Here is a 19316-nt window from a genome sequence, read left to right as displayed (position 1 = left end):
AAAACCTATCCTTGTTATTCTTCCAATCTAATATCCAAACCTAATCCCTTAAGTTCGTGCATTAATACGTTGAAAGATTCTGGCAAGCCAGGTTCTGGCATGGTCTCTCCTTTTACGATCGCCTCGTACGTCTTGGCCCTACCAATAACATCATCCGACTTAACGGTCAATATCTCACGTAGTGTAGCCGAGGCGCCATATGCTTCAAGGGCCCAAACTTCCATCTCTCCAAAACGCTGTCCACCAAATTGTGCTTTACCACCCAATGGTTGTTGTGTAATAAGTGAGTACGGTCCAATTGAACGAGCGTGCATCTTATCATCTACCATATGTCCTAATTTCAACATATAGATAACCCCAACCGTAGCTGGTTGATCAAAGCGCTGACCTGTACCTCCATCATAAAGATAGGTATGTCCAAATCTTGGAATTCCAGCTTCATCGGTATAGGCATTGATTTGATCCAAGGTAGCACCATCAAAAATTGGGGTAGCATATTTCTTCCCTAATTTTAACCCGGCCCATCCTAAAACAGTTTCATATATCTGTCCAATGTTCATACGTGAAGGTACCCCAAGTGGATTCAATACAATATCCACAGGTGTTCCATCCTCAAGGAACGGCATGTCCTCATGACGCACAATTCTGGAAACGATACCCTTGTTTCCGTGACGACCCGCCATTTTATCACCAACCTTAAGTTTACGTTTTTTGGCGATATAAACTTTGGCCAATTTCATAATTCCCGCTGGTAATTCATCTCCTACAGAAATAGTAAACTTATCTCTTCTAAGGTTACCTTGAAGATCGTTCAACTTAATCTTGTAGTTATGTAAAAGGTCTGTTACCAAGGTATTGCTTTCCTTGTCCGTAGTCCAAGTTCCACCAACCAAATGGGCGAAATCATCAACAGCGTTCAACATTTTCATGGTATACTTCTTTCCTTTAGGAAGTACTTCTTCCCCAAGGTCATTTAATACACCCTGTGAAGTTTTACCGTTGACCAATGTAAATAGCTTTTCAACCAATACATCTTTCAACTGTTCAAATTTCACTTCGTATTCCAACTCCAATTTAGCAAGATCTTCCTTGTCTTCGGAACGCTTACGCTTATCTTTAACAGATCTGGAAAACAATTTCTTTTCAATAACCACTCCTCTCAATGAAGGAGAAGCTTTTAAGGAAGCATCTTTTACATCACCAGCTTTGTCTCCAAAAATGGCTCTCAATAATTTCTCTTCCGGAGTTGGATCTGATTCTCCTTTTGGAGTAATCTTACCAATCAATATATCTCCAGGCTTCACTTCAGCACCAATACGGATCATTCCGTATTCATCCAGATCCTTAGTAGCTTCCTCAGAAACGTTGGGAATATCATTGGTCAACTCTTCAGCACCCAATTTGGTATCCCTTACCTCCAAAGCGTATTCATCAACGTGAATGGAGGTGAAAATGTCCTCACGAACCACTTTTTCAGAAATTACGATTGCATCCTCAAAGTTATAACCTTTCCATGGCATAAATGCCACTACCAAGTTTCTACCAAGGGCCAATTCGCCACTTTCAGTTGCATAGCCCTCACAAAGAACCTGTCCTTTTTTAACCTTGTACCCTTTTTTAACAATAGGCTTAAGGTTGATACTGGTTCCTTGGTTTGTTTTTCTAAACTTAACCAATTCATAAGTCTTGGAATCTTCTTCGAAGCTTACCAATCTCTGCTCTTCGGTACGGTCGTATTTTATGGTGATTTTTTGTGAATCAACATACTCTATAACCCCATCACCCTCTGCATTGATCAATACTCTTGAATCGGATGCTACCTGACGCTCCAAACCTGTACCTACAATAGGAGATTCTGGTTTCAATAAAGGAACGGCCTGACGCATCATGTTAGACCCCATCAATGCCCTGTTGGCATCATCATGTTCCAAAAATGGAATTAAAGATGCTGATATAGAAGCGATTTGGTTGGGTGCAACATCGGTATATTGAATTTCTGCAGGGTCTACTACTGGGAAATCCCCTTCTTCCCTTGCAATAACTTTTTCCGATGTAATTTTGCCTTTTTCATCCATAGGAATGTTTGCCTGGGCAATTTTCATTCCTTCTTCCTCCTCTGCACTTAGGTAAGTAAAATCATTAATATTTACAGTACCGTTTTCTACTTTGCGATATGGTGTTTCCAAGAAGCCCATAGGGTTAACCTTGGCAAATACCGAAAGTGAAGATATTAATCCAATGTTTGGTCCTTCAGGAGTTTCAATAGGACAAAGTCTTCCGTAGTGGGTATAGTGAACATCACGTACCTCAAAACCAGCTCTTTCCCTAGAAAGTCCACCTGGTCCCAATGCAGATAATCTTCTCTTGTGCGTAATTTCTGCCAATGGATTTGTTTGATCCATAAACTGTGATAACTGGTTGGTACCAAAGAACGAATTGATTACCGAAGACAAGGTCTTGGCATTGATCAAATCGATCGGGGTAAACACCTCATTATCACGTACGTTCATACGCTCACGAATTGTTCTGGCCATACGTGCCAAACCAACACCAAATTGCTGGGATAATTGCTCACCAACAGTCCTAACCCTACGGTTGGAAAGGTGATCAATATCATCGATCTCAGCTTTGGAGTTAATCAACTCGATCAAATATTTTATGATGGTAATGATATCTTCCTTGGTCAAGACCTGCTTGTCCATTCCAATATCCAATCCCAATTTTTTGTTCATTCTGTAACGCCCGACCTCACCAAGATTATAACGCTGATCGGAGAAGAACAATTTATCTATAATACCACGAGCAGTTTCCTCATCTGGCGGTTCCGCATTACGCAATTGACGATAAATATGTTCAACAGCCTCTTTTTCAGAGTTTGTTGGATCCTTTTGAAGGGTGTTATGGATAATGGCATAATCGCTCTGTGCATTATTCTCTTTGTGCAAAAGAATAGTTTTCACATCAGCTTCCAGTATCTCATTTATATGATCCTTTTCTAAAATAGTATCACGGTCAAGGATAATCTCATTTCTTTCAATAGATACCACTTCGCCAGTATCCTCATCCACAAAATCCTCGTGCCATGTGTTCAATACTCTGGCCGCCAATTTACGACCCAAGACTTTTTTCAAGCCGGCATTGGAAACCTTAACCTCTTCAGAAAGGTCAAATATCTCCAAAATATCCTTATCCCTTTCAAAGCCAATGGCCCTGAATAGGGTAGTTACCGGTAGTTTTTTCTTTCTATCAATATAAGCGTACATAACACCATTGATATCTGTTGCAAATTCTATCCAGGATCCTTTAAAAGGAATAACCCTAGCAGAATACAACTTAGTTCCGTTAGCATGGAAAGATTGACCAAAGAAAACCCCTGGAGAACGGTGCAACTGAGAAACAACAACACGTTCCGCTCCATTGATTACGAAGGTACCACTAGGAGTCATGTAAGGAATAGTTCCTAGGTACACATCCTGTACAATAGTCTCGAAATCCTCATGCTCGGGATCTGTACAATATAATTTTAATCTTGCTTTTAATGGAACACTATAAGTAAGTCCACGCTCTATACATTCTTGGATGGAATATCTCGGTGGATCAATGAAATAATCTAAAAATTCTAATACGAACTGGTTCCTTGTGTCTGTAATTGGAAAGTTTTCCATGAAGGTGTTGTACAACCCCTCATTGCCCCTTTCGTCAGATTTAGTTTCAAGTTGAAAAAAATCTTGAAATGATTTAATCTGAATGTCCAAGAAATCCGGATAGTTCGGAGTGTTCTTAGCGGATGCGAAACTTATTCTTTCAGTCTGATTTGTGAACATCTATGGACAAAATTTTGAACGTGAATATTTTAATTGGGTAGTGTACTACATTATACACAGTATGTATAAAAAGGCTTAGGTCTAGCCACAAAAAGCGGAAAGACCTAAACCAAAATAATAATGGTTGTTGTTACTATTATTTAAGCTCAACTTCCGCTCCTGCTTCTTCCAAAGATTTTTTAATTCCCTCAGCTTCGTCTTTAGAAACACCTTCCTTAACGGCTTTTGGTGCGCTATCAACGATATCCTTAGCATCTTTCAATCCTAAACCAGTTAATTCCTTAACCAATTTAACTACAGCTAATTTAGAAGCACCAGCTGCTTTCAATATAACATCAAACTCAGTTTGAGCTTCAGCAGCCTCACCACCGTCGGCAGCACCGCCACCAGCAGCAACAGCAACTGCAGCAGCTGCAGGCTCTATACCGTATTCATCTTTTAATATATTAGCCAACTCATTTACTTCCTTTACTGTAAGGTTAACCAATTGTTCTGCGAAATCTTTTAAATCTGCCATTTTTCTATCGTTTAATAAAATTTTAAAATATAATTGTTTTTAGTGCGTACGTATTATCTTTCTGATAATGTCTTAAGGATTCCGGCAAGTTTTCCACCACCAGATTTAAGTCCAGAAATAACATTTTTAGCTGGGGATTGTAACAATCCAATAATTTCTCCAACCATTTCATCTTTAGACTTAATGCTTTCTAAAGCATCCAATTGATCATCACCAACATAAATTGCTTCGGCAATATATGCTCCTTTCAACAAAGGCTTGTTAGACTTCTTTCTAAAAGTCTTGATAAGCTTTGCAGGTGCATTTCCGGTATCCGAAAACATTAAAGAGGTATTCCCCTTCAATACAGTAGGAAGTTCACCGAAATCTTTATCCGAAGCCTCCATTGCTTTTGCAAGCAAGGTATTTTTAACTACAGCAAGTTTTATATCAGCCTTGTAACAAGCCCTTCTTAAAGCCGAAGTTGTTTCAGCATTTAATCCGGAAATGTCCGCTAAATATATAGTTGAGCTATCCCCTAACTGTGCAGTTAAATCTTGTATAACATTTAATTTCTCTTCTCTTGTCATAATAAAAATTTTGAACTACCAGTTAAACTACTTTTGGATCTAATGCAACACTTGGACTCATTGTACTGGACATGTAAATAGTTTTTACATATATTCCTTTAGCTGCAGTTGGTTTCATTTTCATCAAAGTATCCAAAAGTTCATTGGCATTATCCGCAATTTTATCAGCTGAGAAAGAAACTTTCCCGATTGCAGCATGCACAATTCCTGTTTTATCTACTTTAAAATCTATTTTACCAGCTTTTACTTCTGAAACCGCTTTGGCAACATCCATAGTAACCGTACCTGTTTTTGGGTTCGGCATAAGACCTCTTGGCCCCAAGACCCTACCTAAAGGACCTAGCTTACCCATAACACTTGGCATTGTGATGATAACATCAACATCGGTCCAACCGTTTTTAATTTTCTCCAAATATTCGTCCAATCCTACGAAATCAGCTCCAGCTTCTTTAGCCTCTGCCTCTTTGTCCGGTGTTACCAAAGCCAAAACCTTAACATCTTTACCAGTACCGTGGGGAAGTGTAACAACACCACGAACCATTTGGTTGGCTTTTCTTGGATCAACACCCAAACGTACCGCCAATTCAACAGATGCATCGAATTTTGTATTGGTTATTTCTTTTACTAAAGCAGATGCCTCTTCAACAGAATAGAGTTTGTTCTTATCTATTTTGCTGTGGGCTTCTTTTTGCTTCTTTGTTAATTTTGCCATTCTAAATTGCTTTTAAGATTTTAAAAAGGTCTATTGCCTGAAACTTTTAAACCCATAGATCTAGCTGTACCAGCAACCATACTCATTGCGGATTCTACCGTAAAGGCATTTAGATCTACCATTTTGTCCTCAGCGATCAACTTAACCTGATCCCAAGATACACTTGCTACCTTGTTTCTGTTAGGCTCGCCAGATCCTTTTTTAATCTTAGCCGCTTCCATTAATTGAACTGCCGCCGGCGGTGTCTTTACAACGAAGTCGAACGACTTGTCTTTATAAACCGTGATCGCAACTGGCAATACTTTGCCTGGTTTATCCTGTGTACGCGCATTGAATTGCTTACAGAATTCCATAATGTTGACCCCGGCAGCACCTAAAGCGGGTCCAACCGGTGGCGACGGATTCGCTGCACCTCCCCTAACTTGTAGTTTAACTACTTTACTTACTTCTTTTGCCATTGTTTAAAATTAAATTTAAAAAGTGTTAATTTGGAAGCAACACTTCTTTTAACTATGTAACAGTTCTTATTATACTTTTTCTACTTGCATATAACTGAGTTCCAATGGTGTCTTTCTTCCAAAGATTTTCACCATTACCTCCAGTTTGCGTTTTTCTTCATTAATTTTCTCAACAGTCCCGTTAAAACCGTTAAATGGCCCATCAATAACCTTCACAGTTTCACCAAACACAAAAGGTATGGCAACACTATCGGTCTTAACAGCCAATTCATCCACTTTCCCAAGCATTCTATTTACTTCAGACTTTCTCAAAGGAACGGGATCCCCGCCTTTGGTCTCGCCTAAAAATCCAATTACGTTCGTAATTGAACGGATAATATGAATCATCTCCCCTCCAAGGTTAGCTTTTATCATTATATATCCAGGAAAATAAACGCGTTCCTTATTTATTTTCTTTCCGTTCCTAATTTGAACCACTTTTTCCGTTGGAACAAGAACTTCCTCCAAATAGTCTTCAAAACCAAGCCTAGCAATTTCAGCCTCTATATAGCCCTTTATTTTGTTTTCCTGACCACTTACAGCTCTTACAACATACCATTTCTTATCCAATACTTCTGACATACAGTGCTTCTTAATTGATTATGTTATTGAAATACAGTTGTATCAACTTACCAAACAAACTATCAACACCCCAAGTCGCAAGCGCAAAAATTATAGAAAACACTGCTACGATAACCATCAAGTTGGATGACTCCGCTCTTGTAGGTAAGGTAACGTTATTCCTAAGTTCGTCTATAGATTCCTTTATATATGTAAACATGCTGCGAAATATTTATTTTCTTAACTATAAAACAAGGCCTTAAAAATTCACTGACGACATCAACCCAATCAGAAAAGAACTCATTTTATTATGCACGGGCGGAGAGGCTCGAACTCCCGACACCTGGTTTTGGAGACCAGTGCTCTACCAACTGAGCTACACCCGTATTTGTTGCTATACTTCCAGATAACTATCTGGGCTAGCAACACCCGTTTATATTTACATTGAAAGGTATCCCGCTTTAGCAAGACACCCTCAATGTAAACAATACTATACTAAAATATTAATCTAATATCTTGGTAACCTGACCAGCACCAACTGTTCTACCACCTTCACGGATTGCAAAACGCAAACCATCACTAAGTGCAATTGGAGACAATAAATCAACAATAATGGTAAGGTTATCACCAGGCATAACCATTTCAACTCCACTAGGAAGATTAATAGTACCAGTAACATCGGTAGTTCTTACATAGAACTGAGGACGATAGTTATTATGGAATGGAGTGTGACGTCCACCTTCTTCTTTTTTAAGGATATAAACCTCAGCTTCAAATTTAGCATGTGGCTTAACCGAACCTGGCTTACAGATTACCATCCCTCTTTTAATTTGAGATTTTTCAATACCTCTCAAAAGGATACCAACGTTATCACCAGCTTCACCTCTATCCAATATTTTACGGAACATTTCAACCCCAGTAATAGTAGAGTTCAATTTCTCAGCTCCCATACCGATGATCTCAACTGGATCTCCTGTGTTTGCAACTCCAGTCTCGATACGACCAGTAGCAACAGTACCACGACCTGTAATAGTAAATACATCTTCTACCGGCATCAAGAAAGGCTTATCAACATCCCTAGTCGGCAATTCGATCCAGCTATCAACAGCTTCCATCAAAGACATAACTGTATCAACCCATTTTTGCTCACCGTTAAGTGCTCCCAAAGCTGAACCAGAGATAACAGGACCATTGTCACCATCATACTCATAGAAAGAAAGTAATTCCCTAACTTCCATTTCAACCAATTCCAAAAGCTCCTCATCATCAACCATGTCAACCTTGTTCAAGAAAACAACGATTCTTGGAATACCTACCTGACGTCCTAAAAGGATGTGCTCACGAGTCTGTGGCATAGGACCATCAGTAGCAGCAACAACCAATATAGCACCGTCCATTTGAGCAGCACCAGTAACCATGTTCTTAACGTAATCCGCGTGACCTGGACAATCTACGTGAGCATAGTGACGGTTCGCGGTAGAATATTCTACGTGTGAAGTATTAATAGTAATACCTCTTTCCTTTTCCTCAGGAGCGTTATCGATAGAATCGAAACTTCTCATTTCAGAAAGTCCTGCGTTTGCCAATACCGTAGTAATCGCAGCAGTCAATGTAGTTTTACCGTGATCCACGTGTCCAATAGTACCTATATTTAAATGCGGTTTGGAACGATCAAATGTTGCCTTTGCCATGTTTGTTAATTTTAATTCTTAGTTTATATTAGTGTACAAATAATGCCTTAATTGAGCCAATGATGAGATTTGAACTCATGACCTCTTCCTTACCAAGGAAACGCTCTACCCCTGAGCTACACCGGCATCTTTAATTTTAACAATTGAGCTAGGCCCAATTTAAAACTATAACCCTATACTCAAAGTTTAAGAGCGTTGACGAAGTTTACCCTCGGCGTCGCTCTGGACAGGATACCAAATTCTCGTCCATTTAATTTTAATTGCGCAAAGCCCCATCAAAGGAGCTTTTGCTTTTAAAATCTTGAGCGGGAGACCGGGTTCGAACCGGCGACATTCAGCTTGGAAGGCTGACGCTCTACCAACTGAGCTACTCCCGCATTGTAATTTTTAGGCAAACCTAAAAATTAATTTCATTATTTCAAAAAAAACTTTCTGTATTTTCATACAAAGACCAATCAAAGCCTTTTGTGGGGAGAGCAGGATTCGAACCTGCGAAGACGTAGTCAGCAGATTTACAGTCTGCCCTCGTTGGCCGCTTGAGTATCTCCCCAAACCATATTTTAAAGAACTTAAGAAAACTTAAATTTTCTTTCTTTTTCCGAGCCGATAGAGGGACTCGAACCCACGACCTGCTGATTACAAATCAGCTGCTCTAGCCAGCTGAGCTACATCGGCTTTTATTACTTTTTTCGTTAAAAAAAAGTCCGCTATTTCTAACGGACTGCAAATGTAGATATTTATTTATTTAATCAAAACTTTTTTTGATAAATTTTTTATGCATTTAATCTTATTTTTTCTTTTCGCTTAACCAACTTTCTTTCCAGCGAACTACAAGCCGTATCGATGGCCTCTTCAAATGACTTACATTGTTTTTTAACTACGAACTTATCTTTTGGAACCAGTACCTTGATTTCCACAATTTTATTCTCCTTGGCACTTGTGTTTTCAACCTTAAGATAAACATCGGAACTAATTACTTTATCATAAAACAGTTCCATTTTATTCAACCTTGTCTGAATAAAATCAATAAGCTTTCCGTCTGCAGTGAAATTCACCGATTGTGCATTTACTTTCATAGAATGTAGTTTTAATAGAGTTAAACAATCCAATACAACAAGAGCACTATTTCTTGTTTCTAGGATGCGCCAAGAAATGTACTTTTTTTAATTCCGCAATACTATTATGTGTGTATACTTGTGTTGATGCCAAACTTGAATGCCCTAATAATTCCTTTACAGAATTTAAATCCGCACCCTTATTTAACAAATGCGTGGCAAAGGTGTGTCGTATAATATGCGGACTCTTTTTTACCTTGGCCGACACTAAACTAAAATACTTATTTATAATTCTATAAACAAGCGTTTCATACATTTTATTGCCTTTGGCCGAGAGAAAAATAAATGCTTCATCCTCGATTTTCTCCAACGCATTTCGTTCGAGATTATATTTCAAAAATAAATCCTTGGTTCCTTCCAACAAGGGAATGATTCTTTCCTTGTTGCGTTTACCCAAAACCTTGATCGTCATTGCATGATAATCAACATCTTTAACTTTAAGTCCGATTAACTCGGCCCGCCTTATCCCAGTTGTATATAATAATTCGATGATTAATATATCGCGTCTACCCTCAAAATTGTCCTGGAACGGAATTTGGAAAAGTACATCTTCCATTTCCCCCTCTGAAAAAGGAATCTCAATTTTTTTTGCAGTCTTTAGTGCCTTATGTTTCGCAAGGGGATTAATAGATAAAATTCCAAGACCCAACAAAAACTTGTAATATGCTTTTAGGGAAGCTATTTTACGATTTACAGACCTATGTGACACCCCGGTCTCCACTAAAGAAACCACCCAACTCCTAATTAAGCTATAGGATACCTGGTCAATGTCATCAATATTAAACTGCTGTATACAAAAGTTCTGAAATTCAATTAAATCGTTCCGGTAAGCCTTGGTAGTATGCGGAGAATAGTTTTTCTCCAATGATAAATAGGAAATAAATGATTTGATGGCCATATCCCAAAGTTACAAAAGATAACACCCAATAGCATATGGCACAAAAAAAAAGTCCCACAATATGTGGAACTTTTTATTCTGATATAAATTCAATGGGGATTAAATTTCTTCCTTATCCCTTAGACCTTGAATATACTGAGCTTTCTGAATCTTCGCTCTGTTCTCTACAGATGGTTTTGTAAACTGTTGACGTTTTCTCAACTGTCTCATTGTACCTGTCTTATCGAACTTACGTTTGAAACGCTTTAAAGCTCTATCGATGTTTTCTCCTTCTTTTATTGGTATTATTAGCATGGGCAATAACCTCCTCTCTTTTGTGATTAAGGCTGCAAATATATACCTTAAAAATGAATTACAAATATTTATTTTAAAATTTTTCTGGCAATTACCACTTTTTGAATCTCAGTCGTGCCTTCCCCAATAGTACAGAGCTTAGCGTCCCTGTAAAATTTCTCTACCGGAAAATCCTTTGTATACCCATATCCACCGTGAATTTGAACCGCTTCATTTGCCACTTTAACACAGACCTCAGAGGCAAACATTTTGGCCATAGCACCCATTTTGGTGACGTTACGACCTTCATTTTTAAGGAAGGCAGCCTTGTGGAGCAACAATTCCGAAGCCTCAATTTCCGTGGCCATATCGGCCAGCTTAAAGGAAATACCTTGAAATTGACTAATAGGCTTTCCAAACTGCACCCTCTCCTTAGAATATTTTAAGGCTGCTTCATAAGCTCCCTTGGCAATACCCAGAGACAACGCTCCAATGGAAATTCTTCCTCCATCCAAGGTTTTCATGGATTGCACAAACCCTTCACCTACACCTCCCAATCTATTGGCATCGGGAATTTTACAGTTATCAAAGACCAATTCGGCAGTTTCACTGGCCCTCATCCCCAATTTATTTTCTTTCTTCCCACTGGTAAATCCAGGAGTTCCCTTTTCTACCACAAAGGCTGTCATACCATGACTATCCCCTTTCTCTCCCGTCCTTACAATCACTACTGCAATATCCCCACTCTTCCCATGGGTAATAAAATTTTTTGCACCGTTTAACACCCAGGAGTCACCTTCCTTAACCGCCGTGGTACTCATACCTCCAGCATCGGACCCAGTATTGTGCTCCGTTAGGCCCCACGCACCGATCCATTCCGCAGTGGCCAATTTTGGAATCCATTTTTTCTTTTGTTCTTCATTTCCAAAGGTGAGAATATGGTTGGTACACAAGGAATTATGTGCCGCAACAGACAGACCAATGGAGGGGTCCACCTTGGAAATCTCCTCTAGAATAGCTATATATTCGTGGTAGCCCAAACCAGATCCACCTAGTTCCTCGGGCACCAAAACCCCCATAAAACCCATTTCTCCAGCCTTTTTAAAAACTTCAATTGGGAAAATCTGCGCCTCATCCCATTCCATTATAAAAGGTCTAATATATTGTTCGGCAAACTCCTTGGCGGAAGCCGCGACCATTTGCTGGGTTTCGGAATAATCAAAACTCATTGTTGAAGGGGAATTAATAACCATTTTTAGCAATTTTGTTTATAATTGCAAATATAACTCAATTATATCTAATTTTTCCTTGGGGAAATCTTCGATTTCCATTAACTCATCAAATGACTTAATTCTCCCATTCTTCTCCCTATAGGCTACAATTCTTATTGCAAGGGCATATTTTATATAAACCAATTTTGCAAGATCATATGGGGATGCTTGGTTAATATTGATTTTGGATATGGATGGACTTTCCAAAATTTTAAATCGCCCTAGAATTCTTGATACCACCTCTTGCTCCAGGCCATAGACGTGAAGCAATTGTTTTTCGACCACAAACCCTCCCAACAAATCTCTAAATTTCACAATCCTCCGGGACAAAACATCCCCAATTCCGTTAATCGACTTTAAATCCTCCGCAGTGGCTTTGTTGAGGTCTTTGATCGTAACATTATTGGCGGAGACCCTTTTCCCTTCGATTGGAAAGATTTGCGAATTACTTAGATGTGCCGACTTACCTCCTACTTTGGACTGGCTTTTGCCCTCACTTGTCCATGCTGGAAACTTAAAATAAGGAGATAAGCTTTCCAACATTGAATCTGAAACCAAAGTTACCTTCTGAAATTCTTTGGCGGAATTAACATATTGGTCCTTGGCTCTAAAGTCATGTAAACGATCTATTTCCTTAGTAGACATTCCTAGAGTATAGCCCTTATAATCGGATATAAAATTGGGATTGAATGGGTACAAAAAGATTGAATCCTTGTTTTGACTTTCACCTTTAAGTGCGTCCAATTTTGCCTGGTATTCCTCATCAACAACGAAGGAATTGCCTTTTTCAGATGCAGTATAGGACTTGCCCACAAAATAGAGTACTTGAAAAACAACTATGAAAAGTAGCAAAAAGAAAATCCCACTTCGTTCCTGTTTATTGAACTTAAAGTGGGATCTTAACGAATTTCTGTTCACGACTCAATATTTTTACCCAATCAACACCTCATCATTATCCGAATTGGAGTCCGGTTCCGGTTTTGGCGGCATGTTCAATACTCTATAAAAAAAATAGGCCACAAAGGAAATTATAACTCCCTGCACCAAAAGCATAATAATCAAAGCTGCTGAATTCATAATATAGCCCTCCCTTCCCGTCTGCGTATGTTAACAAGCTAAATATACTAAAATTGAAATAAATTCAAGCAACTCCAAGAACAAGAACCTAATAATATTCTTTTAAAAACCTTATTGAAAATAAACCCTTTCGGCAATTACTTCCCTTGGTCCATTCTTTAGTACTATTTTCAAAACCGCGGTCTGAAATACCGAAACGAAATATTTCGACAAACCCATATACTACTATTCATTGGAAGTTATTTTAAAATTGCCATTTACATTATCCCACCTGTATTTCCAATCAAGTATTTGATGGACAGGGCCGCTGTTACAAGAGTGGAGAATAAAATACTTATACGCTAAAGGTCACCAAAATCTAAATCAGAATTGGCTTTCACTGCAGCATGTCATCAATCATACATCAAAGTGAAAAAGCTTACCTCAAAAAAAATCCAGTGCCCAATCCGTTGCAACAAAAATAAAATCCCACTTCGTTCCTGTACTTGGAACTTAAAGTGGGATTGAAGTTTATTGTTTTAAAATCTACCTATGCTTCTTCCTTTTTTTTATAAAGCAAATTTGCCTTCAGCTTCACTAAATAATCATCAAGATCTCTTTTCACCTCACCGGACATCAAATAAAGTCCAATAATATTAGGGAATGACATGGCCAAAATCATCATATCGGAGAAATCCAATACCGCTCCCAAGCTCACGGATGCACCTATTACAACGAAAACTAAGAAAAGCATCTTATAAACGAATTCAACTTTTTTACTTTTTCCGAAAAGATAGGTCCATGCCCGCATCCCATAATAAGACCAGGAAATCATAGTAGAAAAAGCAAAAAGGAACACAGCCAAGGCCAAAACATATGGGAACCACGAAAGAACACTTCCAAATGCATCCGAAGTTAATTGGGCACCTGCCATCCCCTCCACTTCGTGCATACCGGTAAAGATCAATACCAATGCAGTTAAGGTACACACCACAACTGTATCAATAAAGGGTTCCAAAAGCGCAACAAAGCCTTCCGAGGGTGGATGATTGGTCTTCGCCGTACTATGCGCAATTGCGGCAGAACCTACTCCGGCTTCATTGGAGAATGCAGCCCGTTGAAAACCAACAATCAGAACGCCTATAATACCACCTTTAAGTGCACTTGGACTAAAGGCACCATCAACGATAGCGGCAAAAGCAGGTCCAATATTTTCAATATTCATTATGATTACCGTTAAGGCAGCCAGAATATAGATGGAAGCCATAATGGGCACCACCCTCCCGGTAACATTGGCAATACTATTAATACCTCCAATAATTACTACCCCAACAAGTATCGCCGTAATAATTCCGAACCAGAATCCATTGCCCTGCAATGCAGGGAATTGTCCTGAAAGCTGTTCAAAAGATTGATTGGCCTGAAACATATTTCCGCCTCCAAAAGAAGCACCTACTGCCAATACAGCGAAGAGCCCGGCAAGAACTTTACCAAAGCCTTTTAAATTTCTTTTCTCCAAACCGTAACGCAAATAATTCATTGGGCCTCCGAAAACTCGTCCATCCGGAAGGATATTACGGTATTTAACCCCCAAAGTACATTCCACAAATTTGGAGGACATGCCCAATAACCCACAGACGATCATCCAAAATGTTGCACCTGCACCTCCAAGGGAAACTGCTACACCTACACCAGCTATATTCCCGAGTCCGACCGTTCCCGATACTGCAGTTGCCAATGCTTGAAAATGGGTTACTTGACCTGGAGCATCCGGGTCATCGTACTTTCCTCTGGCCAGGTCAAGGGAATGCCTGAAGCCCCTAATATTTATAAAGCCCATTCTCAAGGTAAAGAAAGCTGCCCCGATAACTAGCCAAACTACGATAAATGGAATTGCCTTTTGTTGTGGATCTCCATTGGGATGGGTGATAACTACAGGTTCATCATATTTAATCTCAGCCAGAATATGTGCTCCTTGTTCTATTACGTGCTCCTGATTTTCCGAATTATAGATCACTCCGCCTTCCTTGGCCAAATGCTTTATTTTCCCATTTACTGGCGAAATTATTGTTTCGGTGGTTCCATCATTTTTAGAAATAATGGCAATTTGATCTCCCTTTTTTACATTTTGCCCCTCAGATTTTAACCATTGTTCCAAAATAAATTTATCCTGCAACTCCGGCGACCATCCTGGAATCGCAATACGTTTCACATCCGAGTATGCTATTGGGTCATAGATACCGATCGCAGCGAAGGGATCCCAGAAAAGAACGGACCCCAAAGCACTTACCGCTGGGGTCATAACTCCATTAAAAAATTCAGTAATTGCCTGCGTGGGAACTTTGTACTCTTTGGTCACATTCAATCCGTTTGAATCTGTAATAGTGACCGTATATGCCAACCCTTCTACTAAATTGATAGCTTGATTAGCGGTTAGAGGGGTATTTTGATTGCTCCATTTGAACTGATAAGGAGGAGTCCCACCGTCTACCTCCAATTTTATAACACCATCATTGATATTGCTTGAAGGATTGTAAATTGACTCCTTTATAACAAGTTCTTGAGAAAATAAAGTCAATGAAAACAGTAAAAAAATGGAAGAGATATAGTTCTTCATAAGTAGCTGAAAGAGTTTAATTTTTGTTGGTTAAGCTATAATATCCAGGCAATATCCTAAAAATAAATCTTGGAATCAAATATAATTGGTAATATACTTAATCTATATGGAACATGTCATTTAATTTTTTAATCTGTTCGGGCCTGCCCAATACGATTACTTTCCCCTGTGGCTGCAATTTTAAATCGGCCTCAGGGTTAATAATATAATTGCCATTTGGCTCTATATAACCAATGATAGTACAGCCCGTCTTTTTCCTCAAATCCAAATCACGTAGGGAATGATTATCCACCTTTGCCATAAAAGTTTCTATGGTGACCTCCTCCAGATTCGTAGTATGCTCACCTTCGGTAGAAAGTTTGTCCATAAAAGTAATTAGGTCGGGCATTACCACTAAGGACGCCATATGATCTCCTCCAATCTTATCGGGCATTATTACCTTGTCCGCGCCGGCAAGTCTCAATTTCTTTTGTGAAGTTAATTGGGATGCCCTACTGATTATAAACAGGTTTTTATTAAGCTGTCTTGCCGAGAGTACCACAAATAGGTTTGCCGCATCGTCTGGCATCGCCGTAATTAAGTATTGTGCCTTATCTATACCTGCTTCGATCAAGGTTTCATCCTCATTGGCATCACCTTCTATAAAAAGAATATCTTCTTCGAATTTCTCAATGACCTCCCTATTTTTTTCGATTACCACAAAAGACCTTTTATACGCCCTTAATCTTTCTGCAGCCTGATTTCCGTTTCGGCCAAAACCGCAAATAATAACATGGTTGTTTAAACTGCTTATTTTATTTCTCACCCTTTTTTTCTTTAAAAGTTGAAGCGAATTTCGACTTAGGACATATTCGGTAATTACTGAAATCGCATATGCAAATATAAATACACTAGTGACTATTAAAATTACGGTAAAGATCTTTGCCTCGACATCCAACGGACGTACCTCCGAAAATCCAACAGTAGTTACCGTAATTATGGTCATATAAAAGGCATCTATCCATGTATAGTCGGACAGAAACCTATATCCAAATACTCCGAACAACAGGACCATGACCAGCAAAGTCAGGGCCAAATACATTCGGGAGCGAAAAAGTCTAATCATATTCAAAGGTCAAATACAGAGGTTCTTTTGGTATATAACAGGTCCTTTATCCCTAACCAAAAGGCCATAAACAAATACAGGGCAAAACCAAAGCCCAAGGTGACGAAAGTAAGATAAATAAAGGTGGTTCGTACCACCCTTGTCCTTATGCCCAAGCGTTCAGCTATTCGCCTACAAACCTCAAATCCTCTTTTCTGAAAATAATAAAGTACTTTGTAGAAAATGTTCATGCGTTAAAATTAGGGTTTTCTATTTAATAATTGATGGCCCACAGCACAATGTAAACATTTATTCTTTGTACAATACTCATTGTATAACTGCAAAACAGCCTGACTCTCTTTGGCTGAAGGAAATTGGAGTTTAAGCATCCTAAATTTGGAAATAATACTATTGCTTTCTGGAGATATACCTGAAATAATATTAATAATCTCATCATTCACATCTCTCCCCATATGCTTTGCATAACTTAATTTAACAGGGAGAATGGTATTGATAATTAGTAGATCCACAAACTTTTTGGAAAGTTTAGTGCCGTATTTTTTGGAGATTTTTCCAAATGTATAATGGCTGTCCCAATATTCGCTGGCTGAAACATTAAAAACCTTATAAATTTCCCCGGCACTTTGGGCTCCAATAACTTTGCTAAATAGGTTTTGGTGTTTAGAATACAAATTAGCCACTTGGGAAAGTCTAATTGTGGGAAAATTGGACGGTCTCAATTTAAAAAACTCTGGCTTTTGCCATGGCCCGTCCAAAAGATCGTACTTCGCCTTAAGAAAATCGAATTCACTTTTTAAACTTTCGTAATAGCCATCCCCAACAATATCCTCTTCCAGAAGTCCGGCTAGACCGTATAGGGTACTTTCCAATTGCAGTGCATTGTGCTGTATTTTGCGTACCATTGGAAACGGCAGCCGTCTTGCGATTTCAAAAAAAGTCTCGCCATTTATTTTTAAACCAAAATTTTTTGATAGTAAGATAAAAAATACCCGTTCCCAATCGTTTTTGGATTCCATTAAAAGTTGTGCCACCAGATCCGTTTTCTTTTCCAAACGTTCAAAATAGAGTACCTCCAACCAATTGTGTAAAACAAAATCATCAATATCTCCAATGTCATTACTACAATTGATCAATGAACTTTCCTTGTGGTAGAACAATTTTTGATATTCCAATAAAATACTTGATGAAATATAATCTTTAAGCACCAAGGTTGGAATTACAGTATTATTGCTTCGGAAAACATCGCAATCATCCTCCCAAACCACATGAAGTATTACGTTGTGGTAATTAGGGTCCATTTCGTGATTATGCGCATACCAGTCGGAGGACCTAATATGCATCTCCACGGTACCCGCCCATAATTGTTGGTCTATTTTGATCTTGGCGTTAAAAAAGTCGGGTCCTGACAAAAGGTTATGCGATCCCACATCTAATATTTGAATGGCTTCTTTTTTGGAGCCCTTTAAATTCTCCATTTGAAGTTTTTTGTACTTCCAAATAAAATGCAAAAGATCTTCCCGCATAAACCAATGTAAAGAAAAAACCACTAGATCACAAGCTTAATATCGGAATAAGATATGCACCGTCAAGATTCCCAATAATCCTTAAATATAGGGTATGGGCTTACTAGTGGACTACTCTACGATCTCACCTTCCCAGTTCATAAAGCCACCTTCCAAATTAAAGGCGTTCTCTATACCCAATTTGTTCATGATGGCACATGCCTGACCACTTCGTTGGCCAGACCTGCAATAGACGTAATAGTTTTTCGTTTTGTCCAACTTTTCAATTTCGGCCACAAATTCTTGCCCTAGGTATATATCAATATTGGTAGCATTGGGAATGTAGCCTTCCTCTACCTCTTCCGGAGTCCTAACATCCAACAAGAAGGCATTCTCGTCGCTTTCCAATTGTGCACTCCACTCCTCTTGTGATAAATCTGCCATTTGTTTTATTATTTAGTCCTCAAAAATAATGTTTTTACAAAAAATCATCCAATAATTGGGCTATAAATATATAAGGAATTAAATAATGGAAATCAGCACTCCTATTTTTCCACCTTGTAAAGACATATAAATTTTTAACAAATTTTTATCACCTGATATGTTGGAGATTTCAATTAATTACATACATTTGTATATACAATTGTTGTAACGACATGAATGTAGAAAAGATTATTAAAACCGAAAAGCAAATTCCCATAACGAGCAGGACCATTATACATTTAAGTCTTGTAGAGAGTAAGATAAATGAAATAATGACCACAGCACTTAAGCCACATGGTGTGTCCCTTCAGCAATTTAATGTGTTAAGAATACTAAGGGGACAAAAGGGAAAACCCGCCAATCTTTCCACATTGAACGAAAGAATGGTCACCAAAATGAGCAATACCACTAGGCTGGTAGACAAGTTGATCTTAAAAGGATATGTAGTTCGTATGGTATGTCCAAGCAATCGCAGGAAGGTGGAAATAAATATTACACTTCAAGGCGAAAGTGCATTGTCCGAAATGGATGCCGCACTGAATTTGGCAGAAGGAAAATTATTGAACAACTTTTCCTTGGATGATTTAACCGCATTAAATGGATTACTGGATAAATTTTAATGAAA

Annotated in this window: 20 protein-coding genes and 5 tRNA genes; 1 reads left to right on the top strand and 24 read right to left on the bottom strand. The window is 38.6% G+C overall.

Annotation, left to right across the window (positions count from 1 at the left end; all coding sequences use genetic code 11):
• Nucleotides 1-14 precede the first annotated feature (14 nt).
• From rpoB to CWD91_RS19985, 24 genes are all read right to left on the bottom strand, one after another.
• Nucleotides 15-3824: a DNA-directed RNA polymerase subunit beta gene (gene rpoB, locus CWD91_RS20095; protein ID WP_103442766.1), complete on the bottom strand. Its 3810-nt coding sequence runs from the start codon at nucleotides 3822-3824 to the stop codon at nucleotides 15-17.
• Nucleotides 3825-3960: 136 nt separating this feature from the next.
• Nucleotides 3961-4341: a 50S ribosomal protein L7/L12 gene (gene rplL / locus CWD91_RS20090; RefSeq protein ID WP_103442765.1), complete on the bottom strand. Its 381-nt coding sequence runs from the start codon at nucleotides 4339-4341 to the stop codon at nucleotides 3961-3963.
• A 53-nt stretch (nucleotides 4342-4394) separates the two neighbouring features.
• On the bottom strand, nucleotides 4395-4910 hold the full coding sequence (gene rplJ, locus CWD91_RS20085) for a 50S ribosomal protein L10 (RefSeq protein ID WP_103442764.1): 516 nt from the start codon (nucleotides 4908-4910) through the stop codon (nucleotides 4395-4397).
• Nucleotides 4911-4932: 22 nt separating this feature from the next.
• Nucleotides 4933-5622: a 50S ribosomal protein L1 gene (gene rplA / locus CWD91_RS20080; protein ID WP_103442763.1), complete on the bottom strand. Its 690-nt coding sequence runs from the start codon at nucleotides 5620-5622 to the stop codon at nucleotides 4933-4935.
• Nucleotides 5623-5642: 20 nt separating this feature from the next.
• Entirely contained in the window at nucleotides 5643-6080 is a 438-nt protein-coding gene (rplK, locus tag CWD91_RS20075; protein ID WP_103442762.1) for a 50S ribosomal protein L11, read from the bottom strand.
• 69 nt (nucleotides 6081-6149) lie between these two features.
• The gene (gene nusG, locus CWD91_RS20070) at nucleotides 6150-6701 is read right to left on the bottom strand and encodes a transcription termination/antitermination protein NusG (RefSeq protein ID WP_103442761.1); all 552 of its coding nucleotides are present in this window, start codon (nucleotides 6699-6701) and stop codon (nucleotides 6150-6152) included.
• A 10-nt stretch (nucleotides 6702-6711) separates the two neighbouring features.
• Complete coding sequence (gene secE / locus CWD91_RS20065) at nucleotides 6712-6900, bottom strand: preprotein translocase subunit SecE (RefSeq protein WP_103442760.1); 189 nt, start codon at nucleotides 6898-6900, stop codon at nucleotides 6712-6714.
• Nucleotides 6901-6993: 93 nt separating this feature from the next.
• A tRNA-Trp gene (locus CWD91_RS20060) sits at nucleotides 6994-7066 on the bottom strand.
• 117 nt (nucleotides 7067-7183) lie between these two features.
• Complete coding sequence (gene tuf, locus CWD91_RS20055) at nucleotides 7184-8371, bottom strand: elongation factor Tu (protein ID WP_103442759.1); 1188 nt, start codon at nucleotides 8369-8371, stop codon at nucleotides 7184-7186.
• 54 nt (nucleotides 8372-8425) lie between these two features.
• Nucleotides 8426-8497, bottom strand: a tRNA-Thr gene (locus tag CWD91_RS20050).
• Nucleotides 8498-8675: 178 nt separating this feature from the next.
• Nucleotides 8676-8748 (bottom strand) — tRNA-Gly (locus CWD91_RS20045).
• Between the two features lie 91 nt (nucleotides 8749-8839).
• Nucleotides 8840-8921, bottom strand: a tRNA-Tyr gene (locus CWD91_RS20040).
• 51 nt (nucleotides 8922-8972) lie between these two features.
• Nucleotides 8973-9046: transfer RNA gene (locus CWD91_RS20035), tRNA-Thr, on the bottom strand.
• Nucleotides 9047-9144: 98 nt separating this feature from the next.
• A complete protein-coding gene (hpf, locus tag CWD91_RS20030) occupies nucleotides 9145-9447 on the bottom strand; it encodes a ribosome hibernation-promoting factor, HPF/YfiA family (RefSeq protein WP_103442758.1) in 303 nt (100 codons plus the stop codon).
• Between the two features lie 46 nt (nucleotides 9448-9493).
• Complete coding sequence (locus CWD91_RS20025; RefSeq protein ID WP_103442757.1) at nucleotides 9494-10384, bottom strand: tyrosine-type recombinase/integrase; 891 nt, start codon at nucleotides 10382-10384, stop codon at nucleotides 9494-9496.
• 99 nt (nucleotides 10385-10483) lie between these two features.
• A complete protein-coding gene (gene rpsU / locus CWD91_RS20020; protein ID WP_031444836.1) occupies nucleotides 10484-10678 on the bottom strand; it encodes a 30S ribosomal protein S21 in 195 nt (64 codons plus the stop codon).
• Nucleotides 10679-10746: 68 nt separating this feature from the next.
• Nucleotides 10747-11886 carry an acyl-CoA dehydrogenase family protein gene (locus tag CWD91_RS20015; protein WP_103442776.1) on the bottom strand — a complete coding sequence of 380 codons (1140 nt, stop codon included), beginning with the start codon at nucleotides 11884-11886 and terminating at the stop codon, nucleotides 10747-10749.
• A 39-nt stretch (nucleotides 11887-11925) separates the two neighbouring features.
• Complete coding sequence (locus tag CWD91_RS20010; RefSeq protein ID WP_103442756.1) at nucleotides 11926-12846, bottom strand: ComEA family DNA-binding protein; 921 nt, start codon at nucleotides 12844-12846, stop codon at nucleotides 11926-11928.
• Nucleotides 12847-12858: 12 nt separating this feature from the next.
• On the bottom strand, nucleotides 12859-13005 hold the full coding sequence (locus CWD91_RS22845; protein ID WP_192877703.1) for a hypothetical protein: 147 nt from the start codon (nucleotides 13003-13005) through the stop codon (nucleotides 12859-12861).
• A gap of 529 nt (nucleotides 13006-13534) precedes the next feature.
• On the bottom strand, nucleotides 13535-15601 hold the full coding sequence (locus CWD91_RS20005; RefSeq protein WP_103442755.1) for an amino acid carrier protein: 2067 nt from the start codon (nucleotides 15599-15601) through the stop codon (nucleotides 13535-13537).
• 97 nt (nucleotides 15602-15698) lie between these two features.
• Nucleotides 15699-16706, bottom strand: a complete 1008-nt coding sequence (locus CWD91_RS20000; RefSeq protein WP_103442754.1) for a potassium channel family protein — start codon at nucleotides 16704-16706, stop codon at nucleotides 15699-15701.
• A 2-nt stretch (nucleotides 16707-16708) separates the two neighbouring features.
• The gene (locus CWD91_RS19995; RefSeq protein ID WP_103442753.1) at nucleotides 16709-16936 is read right to left on the bottom strand and encodes a PspC domain-containing protein; all 228 of its coding nucleotides are present in this window, start codon (nucleotides 16934-16936) and stop codon (nucleotides 16709-16711) included.
• 9 nt (nucleotides 16937-16945) lie between these two features.
• On the bottom strand, nucleotides 16946-18229 hold the full coding sequence (locus CWD91_RS19990; RefSeq protein WP_103442752.1) for a DUF2851 family protein: 1284 nt from the start codon (nucleotides 18227-18229) through the stop codon (nucleotides 16946-16948).
• 111 nt (nucleotides 18230-18340) lie between these two features.
• Complete coding sequence (locus tag CWD91_RS19985; RefSeq protein ID WP_103442751.1) at nucleotides 18341-18652, bottom strand: rhodanese-like domain-containing protein; 312 nt, start codon at nucleotides 18650-18652, stop codon at nucleotides 18341-18343.
• 212 nt (nucleotides 18653-18864) lie between these two features.
• Between CWD91_RS19985 and CWD91_RS19980 the strand changes: the two genes are divergently transcribed.
• A complete protein-coding gene (locus tag CWD91_RS19980; RefSeq protein WP_103442750.1) occupies nucleotides 18865-19311 on the top strand; it encodes a MarR family winged helix-turn-helix transcriptional regulator in 447 nt (148 codons plus the stop codon).
• Nucleotides 19312-19316 lie beyond the last annotated feature (5 nt).

The sequence above is a fragment of the Arenibacter hampyeongensis genome (assembly GCF_002909255.1).
GTDB classification, from domain to species: domain Bacteria; phylum Bacteroidota; class Bacteroidia; order Flavobacteriales; family Flavobacteriaceae; genus Arenibacter; species Arenibacter hampyeongensis.
This window is presented reverse-complemented; position numbering and strand designations above follow the sequence as displayed.

What these genes read in the sequence shown, in the direction of transcription:
- rpoB (WP_103442766.1), bottom strand. Translation starts at nt 3,824, where the DNA reads ATGTTCACAAATCAGACTGAAAGAATAAGTTTCGCATCCGCTAAGAAC.
- rplL (WP_103442765.1), bottom strand. Translation starts at nt 4,341, where the DNA reads ATGGCAGATTTAAAAGATTTCGCAGAACAATTGGTTAACCTTACAGTA.
- rplJ (WP_103442764.1), bottom strand. Translation starts at nt 4,910, where the DNA reads ATGACAAGAGAAGAGAAATTAAATGTTATACAAGATTTAACTGCACAG.
- rplA (WP_103442763.1), bottom strand. Translation starts at nt 5,622, where the DNA reads ATGGCAAAATTAACAAAGAAGCAAAAAGAAGCCCACAGCAAAATAGAT.
- rplK (WP_103442762.1), bottom strand. Translation starts at nt 6,080, where the DNA reads ATGGCAAAAGAAGTAAGTAAAGTAGTTAAACTACAAGTTAGGGGAGGT.
- nusG (WP_103442761.1), bottom strand. Translation starts at nt 6,701, where the DNA reads ATGTCAGAAGTATTGGATAAGAAATGGTATGTTGTAAGAGCTGTAAGT.
- secE (WP_103442760.1), bottom strand. Translation starts at nt 6,900, where the DNA reads ATGTTTACATATATAAAGGAATCTATAGACGAACTTAGGAATAACGTT.
- tuf (WP_103442759.1), bottom strand. Translation starts at nt 8,371, where the DNA reads ATGGCAAAGGCAACATTTGATCGTTCCAAACCGCATTTAAATATAGGT.
- hpf (WP_103442758.1), bottom strand. Translation starts at nt 9,447, where the DNA reads ATGAAAGTAAATGCACAATCGGTGAATTTCACTGCAGACGGAAAGCTT.
- CWD91_RS20025 (WP_103442757.1), bottom strand. Translation starts at nt 10,384, where the DNA reads ATGGCCATCAAATCATTTATTTCCTATTTATCATTGGAGAAAAACTAT.
- rpsU (WP_031444836.1), bottom strand. Translation starts at nt 10,678, where the DNA reads ATGCTAATAATACCAATAAAAGAAGGAGAAAACATCGATAGAGCTTTA.
- CWD91_RS20015 (WP_103442776.1), bottom strand. Translation starts at nt 11,886, where the DNA reads ATGAGTTTTGATTATTCCGAAACCCAGCAAATGGTCGCGGCTTCCGCC.
- CWD91_RS22845 (WP_192877703.1), bottom strand. Translation starts at nt 13,005, where the DNA reads ATGAATTCAGCAGCTTTGATTATTATGCTTTTGGTGCAGGGAGTTATA.
- CWD91_RS20005 (WP_103442755.1), bottom strand. Translation starts at nt 15,601, where the DNA reads ATGAAGAACTATATCTCTTCCATTTTTTTACTGTTTTCATTGACTTTA.
- CWD91_RS20000 (WP_103442754.1), bottom strand. Translation starts at nt 16,706, where the DNA reads ATGATTAGACTTTTTCGCTCCCGAATGTATTTGGCCCTGACTTTGCTG.
- CWD91_RS19995 (WP_103442753.1), bottom strand. Translation starts at nt 16,936, where the DNA reads ATGAACATTTTCTACAAAGTACTTTATTATTTTCAGAAAAGAGGATTT.
- CWD91_RS19990 (WP_103442752.1), bottom strand. Translation starts at nt 18,229, where the DNA reads ATGCGGGAAGATCTTTTGCATTTTATTTGGAAGTACAAAAAACTTCAA.
- CWD91_RS19985 (WP_103442751.1), bottom strand. Translation starts at nt 18,652, where the DNA reads ATGGCAGATTTATCACAAGAGGAGTGGAGTGCACAATTGGAAAGCGAC.
- CWD91_RS19980 (WP_103442750.1), top strand. Translation starts at nt 18,865, where the DNA reads ATGAATGTAGAAAAGATTATTAAAACCGAAAAGCAAATTCCCATAACG.